Below are 20,333 nucleotides of genomic sequence, written 5' to 3'. Positions count from 1 at the left end.
TTTTGGTGCATTTCGGGGGGATTGTAAGCCGGAGGGGAGAGAGCGTCACGACTGTGACAGCATCTAGAGGGAAGTCGTGCCGCTCTCTCTGGCTCGGGGTACATCAAGACTTACGTCTGATGGTTCTGACCAGTTCACTGAAACTTTCCGAAAGCACATCTTTTTTCCATCCGGCGAAACCAAGCACAAGACCGCGCACGGGTTCCGGTCCATTTTTTGACCGCGGATCGTGGAAATATGAAGACAATGCACGACAATCAAGGTCCGCCTTTACCAAGGCTTCCTGCATTTCTATGTCGTCCTGATCGCCGATCAAACGTGCGCAAAGATGCAATCCGCCATCAGAGGGCATCACCGACAGGATATCGGATGCGTCCGCCGTGATCAGGTTTTTAAGGTGCGAACGCCGTTCGCCGTAGCGCAGGCGCATCTTGCGCACGTGACTGCCAAAATGCCCCTCGGCGAAAAAGGCACCAAGGGCGGCCTGTGTTGTCGGTGCCGGGACGCCATCGGCAAAACCGCGAATGCCGCGAAAGGCCGGAACCAGTGCGGGAGGCAGCACAAGGTAGCCAAGCCGGATACCGGGGAACAGTACGCGCGAAAACGTGCCGACATAGATCACGCGGTTGTCGGTATCCAGTCCTTGCAGCGATGACAGCGGCGGCCCGTCATAGCGATACTCGCTGTCATAATCATCCTCGACAATCCAGGCATCATTATCCTGCGCCCACTGCAAAAGGGCGAGGCGTCGGGCAAGAGAAAGCGTTGTACCCAACGGATAGTTCCGTGAAGGCGTGGTGACGACAATCCGGGCCGGGGAAGGCGTTTGCGCAAGGCCTTCGATGTCGAGGCCATCCTCATCAACCGTAATTGGCTGAACCACAGCCCCACTTGCCGCCAGCACGCCCCGAATGCCTTCATAGCCCGGGTCTTCGGTGGCGATGATATCGCCGGGATCGACAAGGGCGCGTGCGGCAAGGTCAAGCGCCTGCTGCGCGCCCGAAACAATCATCACCTGATCGGCATTGCAATTCACTCCGCGCGATTGCCGCAACCATTTGGCAATTTCAGAACGCAGCAGCGGCAATCCAAGCGGATCGTCGGGAATGGTCAGATCAATATCGGGCGCCCGCCACGACCGGCGCAACAACCGCGCCCAAAGATCAAACGGAAAACCATCAAGATCGGGTGTCGCCGGGTTGAATGGACGGGCAATGCGAAAGCGCGGAAAGCGTCGCTGATAGGCCAGCATGCGCGTGGCACTTTGACTAAGCCGTATCGGGCGATCATTTGCCGCCTGGGATTTTTTGCCTGGGCCGTGGTCGCCTGTTTGCATATCCCGGTCAGGTAGGGTGCTGGCAACAAAGCTTCCGGCGCCGACCCGGGTTTCAAGATAGCCTTCCGAGGTCAGCAGATCGAAACTGGTCACCACCGTGTTGCGCGAAATACCAAGTGATTTGGCCAAATCCCGACTGGCCGGAAGGCGTTCGCCCGGATGCAATCGGCCATCCAGAATGGCCGATCTGATCCCGTGATACAGGCGGCGATAGGCGGTGGTGCCGCCATCATCGGCGGTATTGTCCGACTGGCTTGGATAAATCCAGCTGTAATCACTGCGCACCATCGCGACCCCGGTGAAAATTGGTTCTGTCACTTTTATTATAATGGACCTTTTGAAAAGTCCAATTTGATCCATGATCGGGCCAAATTCGACGCCTGATTTTTTGACGAAGAGGTCCCGCCATGTCCGATCAATACGAAATCCATCCCCACACCAAAGTTGTCCGGGGGCCTAATCGTGCCAGTTATGACCGCGATCAGGTGCATGGCATTATCGACGATGCCCTGATTTGCCATGTCGGAACCGTGGTCAATGGGCGCCCCGCCATGATCCCGACCGCCCACTGGCGGGTGGGGGAGCGGATCTATATCCATGGCGCGTCAAAGAACCGCATTCTGGCCGCGATCGCAGACGGGGCAGAAGCCTGTCTGTGCATCACGCATCTGGATGGTCTGGTGATGGCCCGTTCGGCGTTTCACCATTCGGCCAATTACCGTTCGGTCGTAATTTATGGCAAAGGAACAGTGGTGAGTGATGACGCCGAAAAGATGGAACATTCCCGGCTGTTTACCGAAAAACTGGAACCGGGCCGGTGGGACCACATCCGTCATCCCAACAAACAGGAACTCAAGGCAACCATGTTCTTGGGTTTTGATCTGGACCAGGTTTCGGCAAAGGTCCGGGCCGGCGATCCGGTCGATGACGAAGAAGACTACGACTGGTCTGTCTGGGCCGGTGTCCTGCCCTGCACAACGACGTGGGGCGCACCAGTGGACGATGCGCGCATCAAGCCCGGGTTCGAGGGCAAAGGATATCAACGCAGTTAAACGCAAAACAGGCTGGCAGATGTGCCAGCCTGTTTCTTTTGATCATTAAGGGTGGCCAGTGCCAATCAGTCGACCATGGCAGCGGCAATTTTCGCGCCAAGGCGGGCATTGTTGCGCACAAGGGCGATGTTGGCTTCAAGGCTTTTGCCCTTGGTCAACTCGGTCACGCGGGCCAGAAGGAACGGGGTCACATCGCGCCCCTGAATGCCTTTTTCCTTGGCCTCGATCAGGGCATCTTCAATTGCCCCTTCGATGGCTTCGCGGGCCAGTGCCTTGTCGGCTTCTGGCGGGTTGCCAATGACGGCGCCACCTTCAAGGCCGAATTCCCATTTCGAACTCAGGAAAGCGGCAAGTTCTTCGGGGGTATCAAGGCGAAGCGGCGCTTTCTGACCGCTTTCGACCGAATAGAATGCCGGGAATTCATCGGTGCCATAGGCAATAACCGGCACGCCAAGCGTTTCAAGATGTTCAAGCGTTTTGGGGATATCAAGGATCGCCTTGGCCCCGGCGCAGACAACCGCAACACTGGTTTTGCCAAGTTCGGTCAAATCGGCCGACACATCGAAATTACCGGCAAGATCACGATGAACCCCGCCAATGCCACCGGTGGCAAAAACGCGAATGCCGGCCTTTTCCGCCAAAATCATGGTTGCCGATACGGTGGTGGCGCCATCGCGTTTCTTGGCAAGGCAATAGGGGATATCACGGCGCGACAATTTAAGAATGTCGGTTCCCTTGGCGAAATATTCCAGTTCCTCGGGGGAAAGCCCGATTTTGCAACGACCGCCAATCACGGCGATGGTGGCCGGGATCGCACCGTTATCACGCACGTCCTGTTCAACCGCACGCGCGGTTTCTAGGTTCTGCGGATAGGGCATGCCATGGGAAATGATGGTTGATTCAAGGGCAACAACAGGCTTGCCTGCGGCAAAGGCCTCTGCGACCTCGGGGGCGATATCAATATAGTCCGACATTCCGATATGCTCATATCTGGTTTAAAGTTTTAAAGGCCAGAATTAAACAGATCGGCCTTTGAAATCCAGCGCAAAGCAGGGTGTTTTACGAATGGCTGCTGTGCGTGACGGGATCCGTCGATGCCATCACGGCATGGCACCTGTGTCAGTCACTGCATTGTAAGTCTCTGATTTGGCGGCTATCGTAAGCTCACCACCAACCCGTTCAAGGCCCATCTGAGAATGCATTCCAAGCCCACCCTGACCACCGGCCTCCTGATCTTTATGGCGGTCGGAAGCGGCCTGTCCGTTGCCAGTCTTTACTATGTTCAGCCATTGCTGGAACTGCTTGCACGTGAATATGGGCTGAGTGAAACCAGTGCCGGTTTTCTGGTGACGGTGGCGCAGCTTGGCTATCTGACCGGGTTGATTGCGGTGGTACCACTGGGTGATCATCATGAACGGCGCAAATTGCTGACCGTGACCTCGGCCCTGACGGCGGTCGGGTTGCTGGCGATGGGGCTGGCACCGTCATTTTTGATGCTGGTGGTGTTTAGTATTTCGGTCGGGATCACCTGTGTGACTGCGCAAATCCTTGTGCCGCTGGCTGCCCACCTGGCGACCGATGATAAACGCGGGTCTGCGGTGGGGGCGGTGATGAGTGGCCTGTTGCTGGGCATTCTACTGGCCCGGACATTTTCGGGCATCATGGCGGAGCTTGCCGGATGGCGGTCGGTGTTTATCGCCGCCTCTGTCCTGATGGCGATTTATGCGGTGGCCTGTTACCGGATCATTCCGCATATCCCGCCGACCTCGCATACCAGTTACCGCACGCTGTATCTTTCGATCCTGCATCTGTTTCGTGATGAACCGGTCTTGCGCCGCCGCAGCCTGATTGGCGGGTTACAATATGCTGTGTTCGGGATTTTCTGGACGTCGATGGCCTTCATGCTGGTGCGCCAATATGGCATGTCCGAAGCGGTGATCGGGCTTTATGGCCTGATTGGCGCAATCGGTATCCTGGCGGCCCGTATTGCCGGGAAACTTGCCGACAAGGGATGGGCGCGGCTCAGCACCGGTGCTTTTCTGATGACCACGGTTTCAAGCTGGGGACTGCTGTATTGGGGGCAATGGTCGCTGATTGCCTTTGCACTTGGCGTGGTGCTGATCGATCTGGGCATTCAGGGGGCGCATATCTCCAATCAAAGCGAGGTCTATCGCCTGAATCCTGAGGCCCGCAGCCGTCTGACCACGGGCTATATGGCAAGTTACTTCCTGGGTGGTGCCTGTGGCTCCGCCAGTTCGGCCATTGCCTATGGCATGGGCGGCTGGCCTGCCGTGGTGGTTCTTGGCGCCGGGGTGTCTGTCTTGTGTGTTGTGATCTGGGCAGCGACCGAGTTGCGCTTCCCGGTTAAACAGATGAGACACGGCGGATAAGCCCAACCCGAAATGACCAAAGCAAAACGGCCGCCCCATCGGGACGGCCGTTTGCGCAAAAAAGGATCCAAGCTGTGCTTAGTTCTTTTCTTTGTCGACGAGCTGGTTTGCAGCAATCCACGGCATCATCGCGCGCAGTTTGGTACCAACTTCTTCGATTTCATGTTCAGCATGCAGACGACGGGTTGCCTTGAACATCGGCTGACCACAATGCATTTCCTGAACGAAGTCGCGGACGAACTTGCCTTCCTGAATGTCGGTAAGAACTTCTTTCATGCGTTCTTTGACAGACGGATCGATCACGCGTGGGCCGGTGACATAGTCGCCGTATTCTGCGGTGTTCGAGATCGAGTAACGCATGTTGGCCATGCCGCCTTCATACATCAGGTCAACGATCAGCTTAACTTCGTGCAGGCACTCGAAATATGCCATTTCCGGCGCATAGCCAGCTTCGGTCAGGGTCTCGAAGCCGTATTTGATCAGCTGGGTCAGGCCGCCGCAAAGAACAGCCTGTTCGCCGAACAGGTCGGTTTCGCACTCTTCACGGAAGGTGGTTTCGATAACGCCCGAACGACCGCCACCGATTGCCGATGCATAGGAAAGTGCAACTTCAAGCGCGTTGCCAGATGCGTTCTGCTCAATAGCCACGAGGCACGGAACACCGCCGCCACGCTTGTATTCGGAACGAACCGTGTGGCCCGGACCCTTCGGTGCGATCATCATGACGTCAAGATCAGCGCGCGGCTCGATCAGGCCGAAGTGAACGTTCAGACCGTGTGCGAACAGAAGGGCGGCACCCTGTTTCAGGTTGTCGCGCAGCTCATCAGCATAGATCGCAGCCTGATGCTCATCCGGGGTCAGCATCATGACAACGTCTGCCCAAGCAGCAGCTTCGGCCGGGGTCATGGTTTTCAGACCGGCAGCTTCGGCTTTCTTGCGCGAGCTGGAGCCTTCACGAAGACCAACAACAACTTCCTTAACGCCGGAATCATGGAGGTTCAGCGCATGGGCGTGGCCCTGCGAACCGTAACCAATGATGGCAACTTTTTTGGATTTGATCAGATTAACATCTGCATCGCGGTCGTAATAAACACGCATCTTTCGATACCTCTGGACGTTGGACCACGCTGATTTTCATGCGTGGCGGATGGTAATAATTATTATGGGGCAGGCCCCAATGCCGTACCCGATGCGGATCACCGGGCAGGGCAAACTCACATCGTCAGTGTGCCGCGCGAAATCGCTGCCACACCGGTACGCGAAATTTCCGAAAGCCCAAGCGGCTCCATCAATTTGATGAAGGCGTCGATTTTTTCAGGGCTGCCGATGATTTCATACACGAAGGAATTGTTGGTCGCATCCACTGCGCGCGCCTTGAAGATGTCGGCAATACGCAGGGATTCCACACGTTTTTCACCCGTTGCGATCACTTTGACCAATGCAAGCTCGCGCTCGACGCTTGGCCCGGCAAGGGTCAGGTCACTGACCTTGTGTACCGGAACAAGACGCGAAAGCTGTGCCTTGATCTGTTCGATTACCATGGGCGTGCCCGAGGTAACCACGGTGATACGCGACTGGTGGGCGTCGGCGTCGACTTCGGCAACGGTCAGGCTTTCAATGTTATAGCCACGACCGGAAAACAGCCCGATTACACGGGCCAGAACGCCGGACTCGTTATCCACCAGAACGGATATGGTGTGTTTCGAAATTTCGGTTTCTTTCACGGTTTCGCTCCGCTAGGGCTCGGTCGGGGCAGAACGTGCCGCCCGCGCCGGCCTTTTCATTTTGATGTGATGGGATCAATTCGCACAGATTGTTTGTTTGTGCGGATCAGACCAGAACCATCCCTTCGTCGGAATCAATGGCTTCGTCGCCGTTGGTTTCCTGCCCAAGCAGCATTTCATTATGCGGCTTGCCCGACGGAATCATCGGATAGCAGTTTTCCTTGTCATCGACAGCGACGTCCAAAATCACCGGACCGTCAATTTCCAGCATCTTCTTGATGGCATCATCAAGATCAGCCGGGTTATTGCAGGTCATGCCGGTGAAGCCAAAGGCTTCGGACAGTTTGACGAAGTCGGGCAGGGTTTCGCTATAACTTTCGGAATAGCGCGACCCGTGCAGAAGCTGCTGCCACTGGCGGACCATGCCCATATAACGGTTGTTCAGGATCACGGTTTTGATCGGCAGACGATACTGCGTCATCGTCGCGCATTCCTGAATATTCATCATGATCGACGCATCACCGGTAAAGCACACAACCGTCGCATCCGGGTGGGCGACCTGAACGCCAAGGGCGGCTGGCATGCCATAGCCCATGGTGCCCAGACCACCGGACGTCATCCATTCATAAGGATGTTCGAACCCGAAATGCTGGGCGGCCCACATCTGGTGCTGGCCAACATCCGTGGTGATATAGGTCTTGCGGTCACGGGTAAGCGCATGAACACGGCGGATAACGTGCTGCGGCTTGATAACGTCGGTCGGCTGTTTGTAGGACAGGCAGTGTTTGCTGCGCCAGCCTTCAATTTCTTTCCACCAGCTATCAAGAGCATTGGCTTCGATCTTGTACTGCTTGGCTTTCCAGATCTTGATCATGTCTTCAAGAACATGGCCAACATCGCCAACGATCCCGATATCGACCGGAACGTTCTTGTTGATCGAGCTCTGATCAATGTCGACCTGGATTTTCTGCGAATTTGGCGCAAAGAAATCGAGGTTGCCGGTCACACGGTCATCGAAACGCGCACCGATGGCGACCATGACATCGCAATCATGCATCGACATGTTTGCTTCGTAGGTGCCGTGCATGCCGAGCATGCCAAGATACTGCTTGTCGGACGCCGGATAAGCCCCCAGACCCATCAGGGTCAGCGTGATCGGCGCACCGGTCATGCGGGTGAACTCGGTCAGAAGCTTGCAGGCCTGCATGCCGGAATTGATAACCCCGCCACCGCAATACAGGATCGGCTTTTTCGCCGATGCCAGCATTTCCATGGCTTCTTCGATCTGGCTGCGTTCGCCCTTGACCACCGGGTTATAGGTGCGGTGCTGAACCTGTGCCGGCTCCAGATACGGTGCCTTGCCAACCAGAATGTCCTTGGGAAGGTCGATAACGACCGGGCCCGGACGGCCGCTTGAGGCGACGTGGAAGGCTTCGTGCATCGTGCGCGCCAGACGATCCGGATTTTTTACCAGATAGTTATGCTTGGTGCACGGGCGGGTAATGCCGGTGGTGTCGGCTTCCTGGAAGGCATCATTCCCGATCAGATGGGTCGGGACCTGGCCTGTCAGGCAGACAACTGGAATGGAATCCATCAACGCGTCGGTAAGGCCCGTAACGGCGTTTGTCGCACCCGGTCCCGAAGTCACCAGCACAACGCCGACCTTGCCGGTCGAGCGGGCGTAACCTTCAGCAGCGTGGACAGCAGCCTGTTCATGGCGCACGAGAACGTGACGAATCCGGTTCTGTTTAAATATCTCGTCATATAGCGGTAGGACAGCGCCGCCAGGATAGCCGAACACGACTTCCACACCCTGATCAGCAAGGGCCTGCAACACTACTTCCGAACCGCTTAAAATACGTTCTGCCATGATTTTCGAGCCTCTTTACTTAGCGACAACAACGTGTCGCGTGATAACCGCGTGATTGAAACATGATCCAATTATCCTCGAATTGGAGTTGAAAAATCCGCCTAAACGGCGGTTTTCCGCCATTTCGGCGGGGGAAGGGCCAACCTATCGCCTCACTTTGGCGTGGTCAACAGAAATTGGTTAACATCATGACGCATTTTTGCTGTCAAACTTTCCGAATATTGCGCGTCGATGATTTCCTTGGCTAACATTTGATGCCGAAACCAGGTCAATTGCCGCTTTGCATAGCGTCTGGTTTCGCGCTGCGATTTCTCTTTGGCGGTGGCCAGATCAATCTCCCCGGCAAGATAAGCTGCGATCTCGCGCACGCCGACGGCCTTCATAACCGGCGCTGTTTCAGGCAATTCCAAGGCAAGCAGCCCTTTGACCTCGTCAATCGCACCCTGCTCGATCATCAGATCAAAACGCCGGTTACAGCGGTCATACAAAACGTCGCGTGGCGGCATGTAACAAAGTTTCTTGAATTTCATGTTCTCGGGCGGCGTGATCACCGGCTCATTGTGCCAGCTTGCCAATCCGCGCCCGGTATGGGCAAAAACCTCGGCGGCGCGAATCAGCCGCTGTGTATTGCTGCCATCAAGGTTGGCGGCGGTTTCAGGATCCTGCGCCTTGAGTTTGGCAAAGAATTCGGCGTGACCAAGTTCTTCAAGCTTGTTCGTGACCTGATCGCGAATCCGTGCTGGAATATCGGGGATCGGCGCGATCCCCTCGGTCAGGGCATTCAGATACATGCCCGTACCACCGGTGATGATCGGAAGTTTGCCACTGGCATGACAATCGGCAATCTCGGCCATCGCCATTTCACGCCACTTACCGGCCGAGCAGGCTTCTCGTCCGGACAACACCCCATACAACCGATGCGGCGCACGCGCTATTTCACTGTCATCGGGGCGCGCAGACAGCACACGCAGTTCCTTATAGACCTGCATGCTATCAGCATTGATCACCACCCCGTCAAAGGCCTCCGCCAGATCAAGGGCGAGTGCCGACTTGCCGCTGGCGGTCGGGCCGGCGACGATTAAGACGGGTAAGAAACTGGGGTCAGTCATTTAAAGAATCTCGGCCAAACCATGTATCGTATCTTTTGATTACGTCTTCAATTAGGTCGCAAACGTCAAATCCGACCGTGATTTTACCTTTTCCCCGCTCAGAGTATAGAACGTGAAAGGTGGCTGGGCCGTTGTCAAAATCATGCACATCGTCGACACTAAGCCAGTCGTCAATATTCAGGCTGCCGCCAACTTCAGTGGGGGGAGGTTTGGTGTGTTTGGTGCCGTTGCAAAGTCCTAAAAGGTCTACAAAGGCAGGGCATTCGTTAAACAAATCTATCCCAAATTGGTGCGCCGCATTCTTCGCGATGGCACCTTTACCGAAATTTTCGCCAGGCGCTATCCATTCGCGCAGATGCGCTAGGACCATTACAACGTACAGAATGTCTTGGGTTGATTTTCTGTTTTCATCTGCCGAATGGTAGCGTTTGTAGGCATTTACTGCGGAGGTAAAAAATGCTTCCGCAGTTCTGATATCAAAAACACCAATTTCGCTTCGATCAGTGGGCATGCTTTACCTCCATGGATCAAGCAGTTGAACGCCGGTTCGATCAAAGTCTTTGGTGTTGCGGGTAACAACAGTCATTCCATGAACTAGCGCGCTGGCAGCAATCATTGCATCGCGTTCTGACTTGGGATCGGGAACATGCAATTGTGCGCAGCGCCTTGCAACCGCAGCATCTATTGGCAGGATTCTCTTTTCAAAAGCTCTGAGAACATGGTTTTCGAACCAGCTGCGCAAAACAGCTGCCTGCTGCGTGTCACGCCTTTCGACCTGCAGGATACCGGCTTCAATTTCAAGCACTGTTATGACCGAAATATACAGGCTGGTGGCATCGACCGATTTGGCCCAGTTGACCACATTCTCATCTGCTTTACCTTGTCCGGCACGACGCAGTTCCGAAATGACGTTTGTATCGAGGATAAACATTACGACAAGTCAGCCGGTTTCGTGTTGATCCGGGCTGGTTGGGGTTCAAACTCAATATCGTTTGCGCCCGGCATGGCAAGAAGTTCGACGATGGAGGGCAGGGAGCCCGTGAGGCGCTGATATTCTTCAATCGATAACAACACATGCGATGGCTTGCCGCGATCCGTAATGATAACCGGCCCTCCCTTGGACGCTTTTTTTGCGCCGCTTGTGTCTTGATTAAAGTCGCGGCTTGAGATTGTCGTGATGCCCATTTCTCACCTCGTCAAATTTGTAGCAACAATTCTACATTTTATAGGGCTGTCTGGCAACAAAATCGACAGAGGCAACAATCATACTTGCCACAGTCCGGTGCAATTCGGATAAAGGCGACAAAGATGTTTTATGCCTTTCCCGCCAAGGAGCCTCGCGACCATGAAATTGGTTCTCACCCTGATTGCCGCCCCGAATTCGAATGCGCTGACCAAGGCCGTGATTGATAACGCGGCAATCGCGCTGACCGGGGCAGGCGCACTGGTCGGGGATGTGACCTGGCTTGCCGAGGGCGAGGCGTGTGATCTTACTTTTGACGGGATCCCGCTTGATGTTGCCGATACGGCACTGGCCGAGGCAGAGCTTGAGGTCGATGCGATCACACAGAAGGTTGCCACACGTCGCAAGAAGCTTTTGATTGCCGATATGGACAGCACGATTGTCACTGGTGAAACCCTTGATGAACTGGCCGAGTTTGCCGGGGTCAAGGACCGGGTGGCGGCCATCACCGCACGTGCCATGAATGGTGAACTTGATTTCGAAGCAGCCCTTGATGAACGTGTCGGTCTTCTTGAAGGCATGTCGACCGAGATGCTGAAAGAAGCCTGGAAAACGGTCGAATATACCGGCGGGGCAAGGCAACTGGTTGCGACCATGAAGGCCAATGGCGGATTTGTTGCCCTGGTATCAGGTGGCTTTGATTTCTTTACCGGTGCAGTCCGCGCCGAGCTTGGCTTTGACTACGATCAGGCCAATGTCCTGATTGAAAAGGATGGCAAGCTGACCGGGAAGGTTCAGAAACCGGTTCTGGATCGTCAGGCCAAGGTCGATGCGCTTGAAACCCTGTCCGCCCAGCAAGGCATCACGGTTGATGATGCGATTGCGGTTGGCGATGGTGCCAATGATCTTCAGATGATCTCGCTTGCCGGGACTGGCGTTGCCTTCCACGCCAAACCATCGGTTCAGGAACAGGCGCGCATTTGCATCAATCACGGTGATCTCACCGCGCTTTTGTATTTGCAGGGCTACGCGAAGTCGGACTTCGTTTCGTAAGGCACGAACGGTTTAAACAAAAAGGGCGGCCTGATGATCAGGCCGCCCTTTTTTGATATCAACTTAAGCCGGATGGCTTATTCCTCGGTCGAGATCGTCAGGCCGAAGTAACGCGGGCCAGCCGATGTTTCAATCAACATCAGAATGGTGCGTTTGCCATCGTCAACGGCGGCCTTGACCGCATCGACAACGTCGTCGACCGAATCAACCGAGCTGTGCGAGGCCTCGATGATAATGTCACCCGGGCGAACACCCTTTTCGGCGGCGTAGCTGTCGCCGGAAACTTCGGTGACGATCACACCTTCGGTGCCTTCGGCAAGGTTGTAACGCTGACGCAGGCTTTCATCGACATTGGCGATCTTGATGCCAAGTTCATCGATGCTGGCCTCGGCAACAGCGGGTGCTTGCTGTTCCTGGGAGCTGTCCGCGCTTGTCGCGACGACTTCTTCCTCAAGTTCGCCAAGCTCGACCTGGACGGTCTGCTTTTCGCCGTCGCGCCAGATCACAACATCGACATCCTTGCCGATCTTGGTTTCTGCGACAATGCGCGGCAGGCGGCGCATCGACTCAACCGTTTTGCCATCAAAGGTCAGGATGACGTCACCCTGTTTGATACCGGCTTCCTTCGCCGGGCCATCTTCGGAGACGCCGGCAACCATGGCACCGGTTGCTTCATCAAGACCAACCGAGTCCGCGATGTCTTCAGTCACGGTCTGGATGTGAACACCCAACCAGCCACGACGGGTGCGGCCATATTCCTTAAGCTGTTCGACAACGCTTTGTGCGATGGCCGAAGGAATGGCAAAGCCGATGCCGACCGAACCACCCGACGGCGAATAAATCGCGCTGTTGATGCCGATGACATTGCCATCAAGGTTAAACAGCGGACCGCCAGAGTTGCCCCGGTTGATCGAGGCGTCCGTCTGGATGAAGTCATCATACGGGCCCTGATTGATGTCGCGGTTACGTGCGGAAATAATCCCGGCGGTTACCGTGCCGCCAAGGCCGAACGGGTTGCCGATTGCCATGGCCCAGTCACCGATACGTGCACTGTCAGAATCGCCCCATTTGACGAAGGGCAGATCTTCTTTCGGTTCTACCTTAAGCAGGGCGACGTCGGTTTTCGGGTCACGTCCGATCAGTTCGGCATCAAGCGTGTCGCCATCATGCAGGCGCACGGTGATTTCATCGGCACCGTCAATCACGTGGTTGTTGGTCACAATGTAACCATCAGCCGAGATGATAAAGCCCGAACCAAGTGCGGTCGCACGGCGGCGTTGTGGCGCCGGTCCGCCCTGGCCACCCTGACCGTTGCGGTCCATAAAATCACGGAAGAGGTCTTCAAATGGAGAGCCGGGAGGGAACTGGAAGTCCGGTCCCTGTCTTTCGGCGACCATCTGGCTTGTCGAAATGTTTACAACAGTCGGCAGAAGCTTTTCGGCCAAGTCTGCGAAACTCTCAGGAGCGGGGCGGGCATTCGCGATCTGCGAAACACTGGTCACGCCAAGGAGAACAATCACCAGTGCGGCGGTTACCTTCGCCCGCACCGGGTTGTATAATGCGTCTAGCATGTGTCTGATCCTGTTCGTTGCCGCGTTCACGGTATGTGTCATTCTCATTGAGCAGCGCGCGGCGGGACTGTATTTCACCCGTCGCTTAAGTAATCAACTTAACCCCGACTTTGGCAGAATTTGGGCGGCACTGGGAAAAATCAAGGAAATGTAAGCACAATATCGTGACGAGGACCGATTGCGCGGCAGTTCCCCTGATCCTGAGCCCGGTTGCTAAAGCCAGGTCCGTACTGCCCATATTCCACCAATCGCGACGACAGCGGCGATCAATCCGCCAATGCGCAACTGCGATTCAGGAATTTCCTGAACAAGCTCCATCACCCTTTTCAGGCCGCCGGGAAACAGCGTGTAAAGCATACCTTCCAACGCGATGGCCAGAAGTATGGCTGTTGCAAGTTCCTTCATGATCAGGGACGTTCCGGCGTTTCTTTGTGATCTGTCAGACGGTCGCCCGACAAATCGAATTTATAAAAACAAAAAGGGCGACCAGCCCAATATGCAGGTCGCCCTTATGTTTTGTCTAGCGGCTTGTCGCTGGGCCAGACTTATTAAAGTACTGGAAAAACTCGCTGTCTGGTGAAAGCACCATGGTCGAGCCGTTATCAAGCGCAATTTTGTAGGCTTCAAGCGAACGATAGAATTCAAAGAATTCCGTGTCCTTGCCATACGCTTTACCCAGAATGACGTTCCGCTGCCCATCGCCTTCACCACGCAGGACTTCGGCCTGACGGTTGGCTTCGGCGATGATGCCGATACGTTCACGATCAGCTTCAGCCTGGATCTTCGCCTTGAGCTCTTCACCTTCTGCGCGAAGCTGTGCGGCTTCGGCAATACGCGAAGAACGCATACGGTTATATACCGCCTGCGAAGTTTCCTGCGGAAGGTCGGTACGACCGATACGAACGTCAATCAGTTCGACACCGAACTCTTCGGCCGGTTTGATCAGGGTCGACTGGATTTTCTCCATGATCTGCGCACGGTTGTCCGAAAGAAGTGTCACAAGCGGGGCCTGTGCCAACTCACCACGGATGACCGAGTTCAGACGCTGACCAAACAGCTGCACAAAGTTGGCAGAGTTGGTTGCGCGCTGACGGAAGATCAACGGATCGATGATTTTCCAACGTGCAAAGCTGTCAACATTGACACGCTTCTGGTCAGACAGAAGAACCTGCTGAACCGGCGGATCAAGTTCCAGAATACGACGTTCGTAATATTCAACGTTCTGGATCGGCAGTTTGAAATGCAGACCCGGTTCGGAAACCGCATGGACCGGATTACCAAACTGAAGAACGAGAGCCTGCTGATCCTGACGTACGGTAAACACGCACATCGAACCAACGACAGCAGCAATAACCAGGACGACGCCAGCGGCAATAAGTTTAGGACTTGCCATTAGTTGTTGCCTCCTGCATTCGCACGTTTCTGAACTTCCGGAAGCGGAAGATACGGGACAACGCCGTTACCTGCACCGTTCTGTTCCATGATGATCTTGTCAGACTTGCTCAAGACCTCCTGCATGGTTTCCAGATACAGACGACGGGTCGTCACATCCTTGGCCGTCAGGAAGGAATCGTAGATGGAGATAAAGCGTTCTGCTTCACCCTCTGCTTCTTTGGTGACACGATCCTTGTATGCGCGGGCCTGAAGAACCTGACGTTCTGCTTCACCCTTTGCACGCGGGATGATGTCGTTACGATAGGCCAGTGCTTCGTTCTGGGAACGATCACGGTCCTGACGGGCACGCTGCACATCGTTAAAGGCATCGATAACGTCGCGCGGCGGGTCCACTTTCTGCATTTTCACTTCGGCAATGAAAATACCGGACTCATAACCGTCCATGATTTCCTGAAGCAGGGTACGGGTTTGTTCTTCAACCCGGACACGGCCAACAGTCAGTGCTTCTTCAAGGTCGGTTTTACCGATGACCTCACGGATCGCACTTTCAGATGCCAGCTTGATGGTGTTTTCAGGATCACGCACGTTAAACAGGTAGGAACCTGCATCGCTGATACGCCACTGAACAACATAATCAATGTCGATGATGTTCTGGTCACCGGTCAGCATCAGGCTTTCTTCGGGCACATCACGCGAACCGTTGGATGTCACCGTGCCTGCACCGCGATAGCCAACCTCGATCTGGTTGGTCCGTTCGACGTTCGGCTTGATGACCTCGCCAATCGGGGCCGGAAGGAAGTAGTTCAGACCCGGACCCGTGGTGCCAACCCATTTGCCGAACAGAAGCGTTACACCCTGTTCGCCCGGCTGGACACGGTAGAAACCGGTCAAGAGCCACAACCCGATTACGGCGATACCGATCAGGACAAAGCCCTTGTATCCGCCACCACCGGGGAACAGCCGTTTAAGACGTTCCTGGCCTTTACGAATCATTTCATCAAAGTCGGGGGGCGTGTTTCCGCCGCCGCCACCACCGGAAGGACGCTGTCCCCACGGGTTCTGGCCGCCACCTTTGTTTCCGCCGCCGCCCCAGGGGCCACCGCCCCCTTGATTATTCCAAGGCATCGAGTTTCTTCCTCTTCTTGCCGTTCGGTGTTTATCTTTGTTTACCGAGCTTGGGGTAGGCCCCCAATGCATGCTCCGTCCAACAAGATCAAATCCCCTGATACAGCCCGGACATGCCGGGAAAATCAGACTTTTTTCTCACCAGTTTTGTACCCAACCTGTGATACGCCGGTTGGTACTGCAATAGATTGTAGCCAAAAGCAAACTCACGAAATCTTGTTGGACGGAGCATGCCCTTAGGCCTTATATGACAGGTTGCCTTGCAAAACAATGATACGCGCCTGCAAGTTCTGTGTGACCACGGACTTAAGCCGAAATTTGGAGACCGCAATATGACTTCCCTCAACCGTGAACAGATTACTGCCGCGCTCGATAGCGTAATCGACCCAGTCGACGGCCAATCAATCACAGCCAAGGGCATGGTGCAAGGTATTGATATTCATGATGAAACTGTCAATGTTATGATCGCCGTTGATCCCGAACGCGGCCCCGCTCTCGAAGGTTTGCGCCAAGCAGCAGAAAAAGCGGTGGCTGCTGTGAACGGGGTCACAACTGCCCGTGTGGCGCTTACGGCAGAGCGCCCCAAGGCCGCCGCTCAGCAAAGCACACAGCCGTCACAGCCATCACAGCCAAGCCGCCCCGCACAACCGGGCCAGCGCCCGCAGGGTGGTGGGCAGATGCCGCTGGAATTGCCGACCGTGCGCAGCATCGTCACCGTGGCGTCCGGCAAGGGCGGGGTGGGTAAATCCACCACCTCGGTCAACCTTGCATTATCACTGGTGGCCAAGGGGCTCAAGGTCGGCCTGCTGGATGCCGATATCTATGGGCCGAGCCTGCCGCGCATGATGGGCCTTCGCGATGCCAAGCCGGTCCCGTCCAAAGAACATCAGGGCAAGATGATCCCGCCATCGGCCTTTGGCATGCGGATCATGTCGATCGGCTTCATGATCGAAGAAGAACAGCCGGTTATCTGGCGTGGCCCGATGGCGATGGGCGCGCTGGAACAGCTTCTGCGCGATACCGACTGGGGTGATCTTGATGTGCTGGTGGTTGATATGCCGCCGGGCACGGGCGACATTCAGCTTTCGATGGCGCAACGCGTACCGGTGACCGGGGCCGTGATTGTCTCAACCCCGCAGGACATCGCCCTTCTGGATGCGCGCAAGGGCCTGAACATGTTCCGCAAGGTCAATGTGCCGGTGTTCGGCCTGATCGAAAACATGTCCTATTACAAATGTCCGGAATGCGGCCATGTCGATCACATCTTTGATCATGGCGGGGCGCACAAGGCGGCGGATGAACTGGGCGTGCCGTTCCTGGGTGAAATTCCACTGGACCTTAAAATTCGCCTCGGCGCAGATGAGGGCAAACCGATTGTCCAGACCGAGCCCGAAGGCGAACATAGCAAGGCCTATGGGCTGATTGCCGACAAGATCGCCGCCGCCATCGAAGAGCGCGTTGGCCCGGCAGAAGCGCCGAAGAAAAAGGGCCTGTTCCCCAAGATCAGCTTTAAGTAAGGGCCTCAACGCAGGCAAAGAAAAACCCCGCCAGATTGCTCCGGCGGGGTTTTTTGTTGGTTTTGCCTGCGGCCTGATTAAACGGCTTCGGCCATGAAGGATGGCATCCAGCCTTCATTGAGTTCGCGCAGTTCGGAAAGCGATACTTTGTCGCCGCCATCAATGACGACGGAATCACCGCCAGCCTGACCGATAATCACGGCTGCGACATTCGCACTGCCAGCAGCGTTCAGAACCTTGTCCGGATCGCGGGTGGCGATCACGTAGCGGCCCTGATCTTCGCCAAACAGCCATGCGATTTCGCTGCCTGCTTCTGGCAGATGCAAGTCGGCACCGATATTGCCCGCAAGGCACATCTCGGCAACGGTGACCAAAAGACCGCCATCGGCGATATCGTGGCAAGTCCGCACCAGACCCAGTTCGATCAGTTCACGCACCAGCGTACCGGCACGCTTTTCAGCCCCCAGATCGACGGGCGGCGGGGCGCCTTCTTCGCGACCTTCGATGGTCTTGAGATACAGCGACTGACCCAGTTCACCGGTGGCCGCACCGATCATGATCAGCGCGCTGTCATCGCGCTTGATGCCGATCGTTGCATGGTGACCGAGATCGGAAATCAGACCAACGCCGCCAATGGCCGGGGTCGGCATGATGCCAACGCCATTGGTTTCGTTGTAAAGCGACACGTTGCCCGACACGACCGGGAAGTCCAGCGCGATACAGGCTTCGCCAATGCCCTGGCAGGCCCCGACGAACTGACCCATGATGCGCGGACGTTCCGGGTTGCCGAAGTTCATGTTATCCGTGATGGCAAGCGGCTTGGCACCGGTTGCAACCAGGTTGCGGTATGCTTCGGCAACGGCCTGTTTGCCGCCTTCTACCGGATCGGCCATGACATAGCGCGGGGTACAGTCGGTGGTCGCGGCAAGGCCCTTGTTCGTGCCTTCGACGCGGACAACGCCGGCATCACCGCCCGGACGGACAATCGTGTTGCCACGGACCAGATGGTCATACTGTTCCCAGATCCAGCGACGCGACGCGAGGTCGGGCGATGCGATCAGGGTTTTCAGCGCGTCAACATGGCTGACCTTGGCCGAAATGCTGTTGGGATCGATGCGATCCTGTTTTGGCGTCGGTTCCCACGGACGATCATATTCCGGCGATGCTTCGGCCAGCGGATCAATCGGCAGATCACCGGCAACTTCACCATGCCATTTCAGAACCATGCGCTTGGTATCGGTGAGCGTACCGATGACGGCAAAGTCGAGTTCCCATTTGTCAAAGATCGCCTTGGCGGCGTCTTCACAACCGGGTTTCAGAACCATCAGCATGCGTTCCTGCGACTCTGAAAGCATCAGCTCGTAGGGCGTCATGCCTTCTTCGCGCATAGGCACTTTATCAAGCCAAAGTTCAACACCAACGCCGCCCTTGGACGCCATTTCGAACGAGGACGAGGTCAGACCAGCTGCCCCCATATCCTGAATGGCGACGATCATGTCGGTTGCCATTAGCTCAAGGCAGGCTTCCAGCAGAAGCTTTTCGGTGAACGGGTCTCCGACCTGCACGGTAGGACGCTTTTCTTCGCTGTCATCATCAAACTCGGCCGATGCCATGGTCGCGCCATGGATGCCGTCACGGCCGGTTTTCGAGCCGACATAAACAACCGGGTTCCCGATGCCAGCCGCAGCTGAATAGAAGATGTTATCGGTATCAGCCAGACCCACGGTCATCGCATTGACCAGGATGTTGCCGTTGTAAGATGCGTGGAAGTTGGTTTCGCCACCGATGGTCGGAACACCCATGCAGTTGCCATAACCGCCGATGCCTTCGACCACACCGCTCAGAAGATGACGGGTTTTCGGATGATCGGGCTCGCCAAAGCGAAGCGCATTGAGGTTTGCGACCGGACGTGCACCCATGGTGAACACGTCACGCATGATACCGCCAACACCGGTTGCAGCCCCCTGATAGGGTTCGATAAAGGACGGGTGGTTGTGGCTTTCCATCTTGAAGACGGCGGCCTGACCATCACCAATGTCAATCACACCGGCGTTTTCGCCCGGACCCTGAATGACCCAGTCAGCCTTGGTCGGAAGCGTTTTCAGCCATTTTTTCGAAGATTTGTAGGAGCAGTGCTCAGACCACATGACCGAGAAAATGCCAAGCTCGTTGATGTTGGGTTCGCGACCCATGATTTCGAGAACGAGTTTGTATTCTTCTTCGTTCAGGCCGTGTTCCTTGACCAGTTCCGGCGTGATCGGGGTGCTGTTGAAATCGTTGGAGCTCACGATGCGGCCTCCACCATGCTTTTGAACAGATTGCGGCCATCGGTGCCACCATGCAGCGGATCGATTGCGTTCTCGGGGTGGGGCATCATGCCAAGGACGTTGCCCGCCTCGTTGATGATGCCGGCAATATTGCGCTGGGAACCATTGAGGTTGGTCGCCGGATCCACTTTGCCATCCACATCGCAGTAACGCAGCACAACGCGACCTTCGCCTTCAAGGCGGTCAAGCGTGTCGCTGTCGGCAAAATAGTTGCCGTCGTGATGGGCGACCGGATATTCGACAATCTCGCCCGCGCCATAAAGATTGGTAAAGCGCGTATCGGCGTTTTCGACTTTCAGATGCGTGTTCTTGCAGATGAATTTCAGGCTGGCATTGCGCATCAGTGCACCGGGCAGAAGGCCTGCTTCGGTCAGGATCTGGAAGCCGTTGCAAACGCCAATGGTGGTTACACCCTGTTTGGCACGTTCGGCAACTGCACGCATGATCGGCGACTTGGCCGCCATGGCGCCACAACGCAAATAGTCGCCATAGGAAAAGCCACCCGGAACCATGATGATGTCGGTCTTTGGCAGCTCGGTGTCGCCATGCCAGACCAGGGTGGGCTCGGTGCCGGTGGCCTGTTTCAGTGCTGCGATGGCGTCATTCTCCCGGTTGATGCCGGGAAACAGGATGACAGCGGATTTCATGAAATACCGTCTCTTGATTAGTGTCGGTTACTTA

The 20,333-nt window shown here is 55.7% G+C and carries 19 protein-coding genes; 4 read left to right on the top strand and 15 right to left on the bottom strand.

Annotation, left to right across the window (positions count from 1 at the left end; genetic code table 11):
* Nucleotides 1–103: 103 nt before the first annotated feature.
* Nucleotides 104–1,654 carry a MocR-like pyridoxine biosynthesis transcription factor PdxR gene (pdxR, locus tag TH2_RS17360; protein ID WP_238538727.1) on the bottom strand — a complete coding sequence of 517 codons (1,551 nt, stop codon included), beginning with the start codon at nucleotides 1,652–1,654 and terminating at the stop codon, nucleotides 104–106.
* An 89-nt stretch (nucleotides 1,655–1,743) separates the two neighbouring features.
* On the opposite strand from pdxR, the gene TH2_RS17355 reads away from it, so the two are divergent.
* Nucleotides 1,744–2,388 carry a pyridoxamine 5'-phosphate oxidase family protein gene (locus tag TH2_RS17355; protein ID WP_008891749.1) on the top strand — a complete coding sequence of 215 codons (645 nt, stop codon included), beginning with the start codon at nucleotides 1,744–1,746 and terminating at the stop codon, nucleotides 2,386–2,388.
* A gap of 65 nt (nucleotides 2,389–2,453) precedes the next feature.
* Here TH2_RS17355 and TH2_RS17350 read toward each other — a convergent pair whose 3' ends face one another.
* Nucleotides 2,454–3,362, bottom strand: coding sequence for a pseudouridine-5'-phosphate glycosidase (locus tag TH2_RS17350; RefSeq protein WP_008891748.1), 909 nt, complete (start codon nucleotides 3,360–3,362; stop codon nucleotides 2,454–2,456).
* 222 nt (nucleotides 3,363–3,584) lie between these two features.
* Between TH2_RS17350 and TH2_RS17345 the strand changes: the two genes are divergently transcribed.
* Nucleotides 3,585–4,778 carry an MFS transporter gene (locus TH2_RS17345; RefSeq protein ID WP_008891747.1) on the top strand — a complete coding sequence of 398 codons (1,194 nt, stop codon included), beginning with the start codon at nucleotides 3,585–3,587 and terminating at the stop codon, nucleotides 4,776–4,778.
* A gap of 78 nt (nucleotides 4,779–4,856) precedes the next feature.
* Here the strand turns inward: TH2_RS17345 and ilvC are convergent, their stop codons facing one another.
* From ilvC to TH2_RS17310, 7 genes are all read right to left on the bottom strand, one after another.
* Complete coding sequence (gene ilvC, locus TH2_RS17340) at nucleotides 4,857–5,876, bottom strand: ketol-acid reductoisomerase (RefSeq protein ID WP_008891746.1); 1,020 nt, start codon at nucleotides 5,874–5,876, stop codon at nucleotides 4,857–4,859.
* A 116-nt stretch (nucleotides 5,877–5,992) separates the two neighbouring features.
* Nucleotides 5,993–6,502, bottom strand: a complete 510-nt coding sequence (gene ilvN, locus TH2_RS17335) for an acetolactate synthase small subunit (protein WP_008891745.1) — start codon at nucleotides 6,500–6,502, stop codon at nucleotides 5,993–5,995.
* A 106-nt stretch (nucleotides 6,503–6,608) separates the two neighbouring features.
* Nucleotides 6,609–8,372, bottom strand: a complete 1,764-nt coding sequence (locus TH2_RS17330) for an acetolactate synthase 3 large subunit (protein ID WP_008891744.1) — start codon at nucleotides 8,370–8,372, stop codon at nucleotides 6,609–6,611.
* Nucleotides 8,373–8,524: 152 nt separating this feature from the next.
* Nucleotides 8,525–9,481, bottom strand: coding sequence for a tRNA (adenosine(37)-N6)-dimethylallyltransferase MiaA (miaA, locus tag TH2_RS17325; RefSeq protein WP_008891743.1), 957 nt, complete (start codon nucleotides 9,479–9,481; stop codon nucleotides 8,525–8,527).
* Entirely contained in the window at nucleotides 9,474–9,992 is a 519-nt protein-coding gene (locus TH2_RS17320; RefSeq protein ID WP_008891742.1) for a hypothetical protein, read from the bottom strand. The genes miaA and TH2_RS17320 overlap by 8 nt, the downstream gene beginning before the upstream one ends.
* A gap of 3 nt (nucleotides 9,993–9,995) precedes the next feature.
* Entirely contained in the window at nucleotides 9,996–10,412 is a 417-nt protein-coding gene (locus tag TH2_RS17315; protein ID WP_008891741.1) for a type II toxin-antitoxin system VapC family toxin, read from the bottom strand.
* Nucleotides 10,412–10,666 (bottom strand): type II toxin-antitoxin system Phd/YefM family antitoxin, encoded by a 255-nt coding sequence (locus TH2_RS17310; protein WP_008891740.1) that lies wholly within the window; start codon nucleotides 10,664–10,666, stop codon nucleotides 10,412–10,414. Before TH2_RS17310 ends, TH2_RS17315 begins: the two co-directional genes overlap by 1 nt.
* A 160-nt stretch (nucleotides 10,667–10,826) precedes the next feature.
* Here TH2_RS17310 and serB point away from each other — a divergent pair, with 160 nt between their 5' ends.
* Nucleotides 10,827–11,717: a phosphoserine phosphatase SerB gene (serB, locus tag TH2_RS17305; RefSeq protein ID WP_008891739.1), complete on the top strand. Its 891-nt coding sequence runs from the start codon at nucleotides 10,827–10,829 to the stop codon at nucleotides 11,715–11,717.
* 77 nt (nucleotides 11,718–11,794) lie between these two features.
* Here serB and TH2_RS17300 read toward each other — a convergent pair whose 3' ends face one another.
* The 4 genes from TH2_RS17300 to hflK all read right to left on the bottom strand — a co-directional run bounded on the left by TH2_RS17300 (nucleotide 11,795) and on the right by hflK (nucleotide 15,808).
* Nucleotides 11,795–13,288, bottom strand: a complete 1,494-nt coding sequence (locus TH2_RS17300) for a DegQ family serine endoprotease (protein ID WP_008891738.1) — start codon at nucleotides 13,286–13,288, stop codon at nucleotides 11,795–11,797.
* Nucleotides 13,289–13,501: 213 nt separating this feature from the next.
* Complete coding sequence (locus tag TH2_RS17295; RefSeq protein WP_008891737.1) at nucleotides 13,502–13,693, bottom strand: DUF2065 domain-containing protein; 192 nt, start codon at nucleotides 13,691–13,693, stop codon at nucleotides 13,502–13,504.
* Nucleotides 13,694–13,808: 115 nt separating this feature from the next.
* Nucleotides 13,809–14,681 (bottom strand): protease modulator HflC, encoded by an 873-nt coding sequence (hflC, locus tag TH2_RS17290; protein WP_008891736.1) that lies wholly within the window; start codon nucleotides 14,679–14,681, stop codon nucleotides 13,809–13,811.
* Nucleotides 14,681–15,808, bottom strand: coding sequence for an FtsH protease activity modulator HflK (gene hflK, locus TH2_RS17285; RefSeq protein WP_008891735.1), 1,128 nt, complete (start codon nucleotides 15,806–15,808; stop codon nucleotides 14,681–14,683). The genes hflC and hflK overlap by 1 nt, the downstream gene beginning before the upstream one ends.
* A 332-nt stretch (nucleotides 15,809–16,140) precedes the next feature.
* On the opposite strand from hflK, the gene TH2_RS17280 reads away from it, so the two are divergent.
* Nucleotides 16,141–17,325 carry an Mrp/NBP35 family ATP-binding protein gene (locus tag TH2_RS17280; protein ID WP_008891734.1) on the top strand — a complete coding sequence of 395 codons (1,185 nt, stop codon included), beginning with the start codon at nucleotides 16,141–16,143 and terminating at the stop codon, nucleotides 17,323–17,325.
* 77 nt (nucleotides 17,326–17,402) lie between these two features.
* Here TH2_RS17280 and purL read toward each other — a convergent pair whose 3' ends face one another.
* Both purL and purQ read right to left on the bottom strand, forming a co-directional pair.
* Complete coding sequence (gene purL, locus TH2_RS17275) at nucleotides 17,403–19,613, bottom strand: phosphoribosylformylglycinamidine synthase subunit PurL (RefSeq protein ID WP_008891733.1); 2,211 nt, start codon at nucleotides 19,611–19,613, stop codon at nucleotides 17,403–17,405.
* Nucleotides 19,610–20,299 (bottom strand): phosphoribosylformylglycinamidine synthase subunit PurQ, encoded by a 690-nt coding sequence (gene purQ, locus TH2_RS17270; protein WP_008891732.1) that lies wholly within the window; start codon nucleotides 20,297–20,299, stop codon nucleotides 19,610–19,612. Before purQ ends, purL begins: the two co-directional genes overlap by 4 nt.
* Nucleotides 20,300–20,333 lie beyond the last annotated feature (34 nt).

The sequence above is a fragment of the Thalassospira profundimaris WP0211 genome (genome assembly GCF_000300275.1).
Taxonomy (GTDB): domain Bacteria; phylum Pseudomonadota; class Alphaproteobacteria; order Rhodospirillales; family Thalassospiraceae; genus Thalassospira; species Thalassospira profundimaris.
Note: the sequence above shows the minus strand (reverse complement) of the source record. Positions and strands in the feature narration are given on the sequence as shown.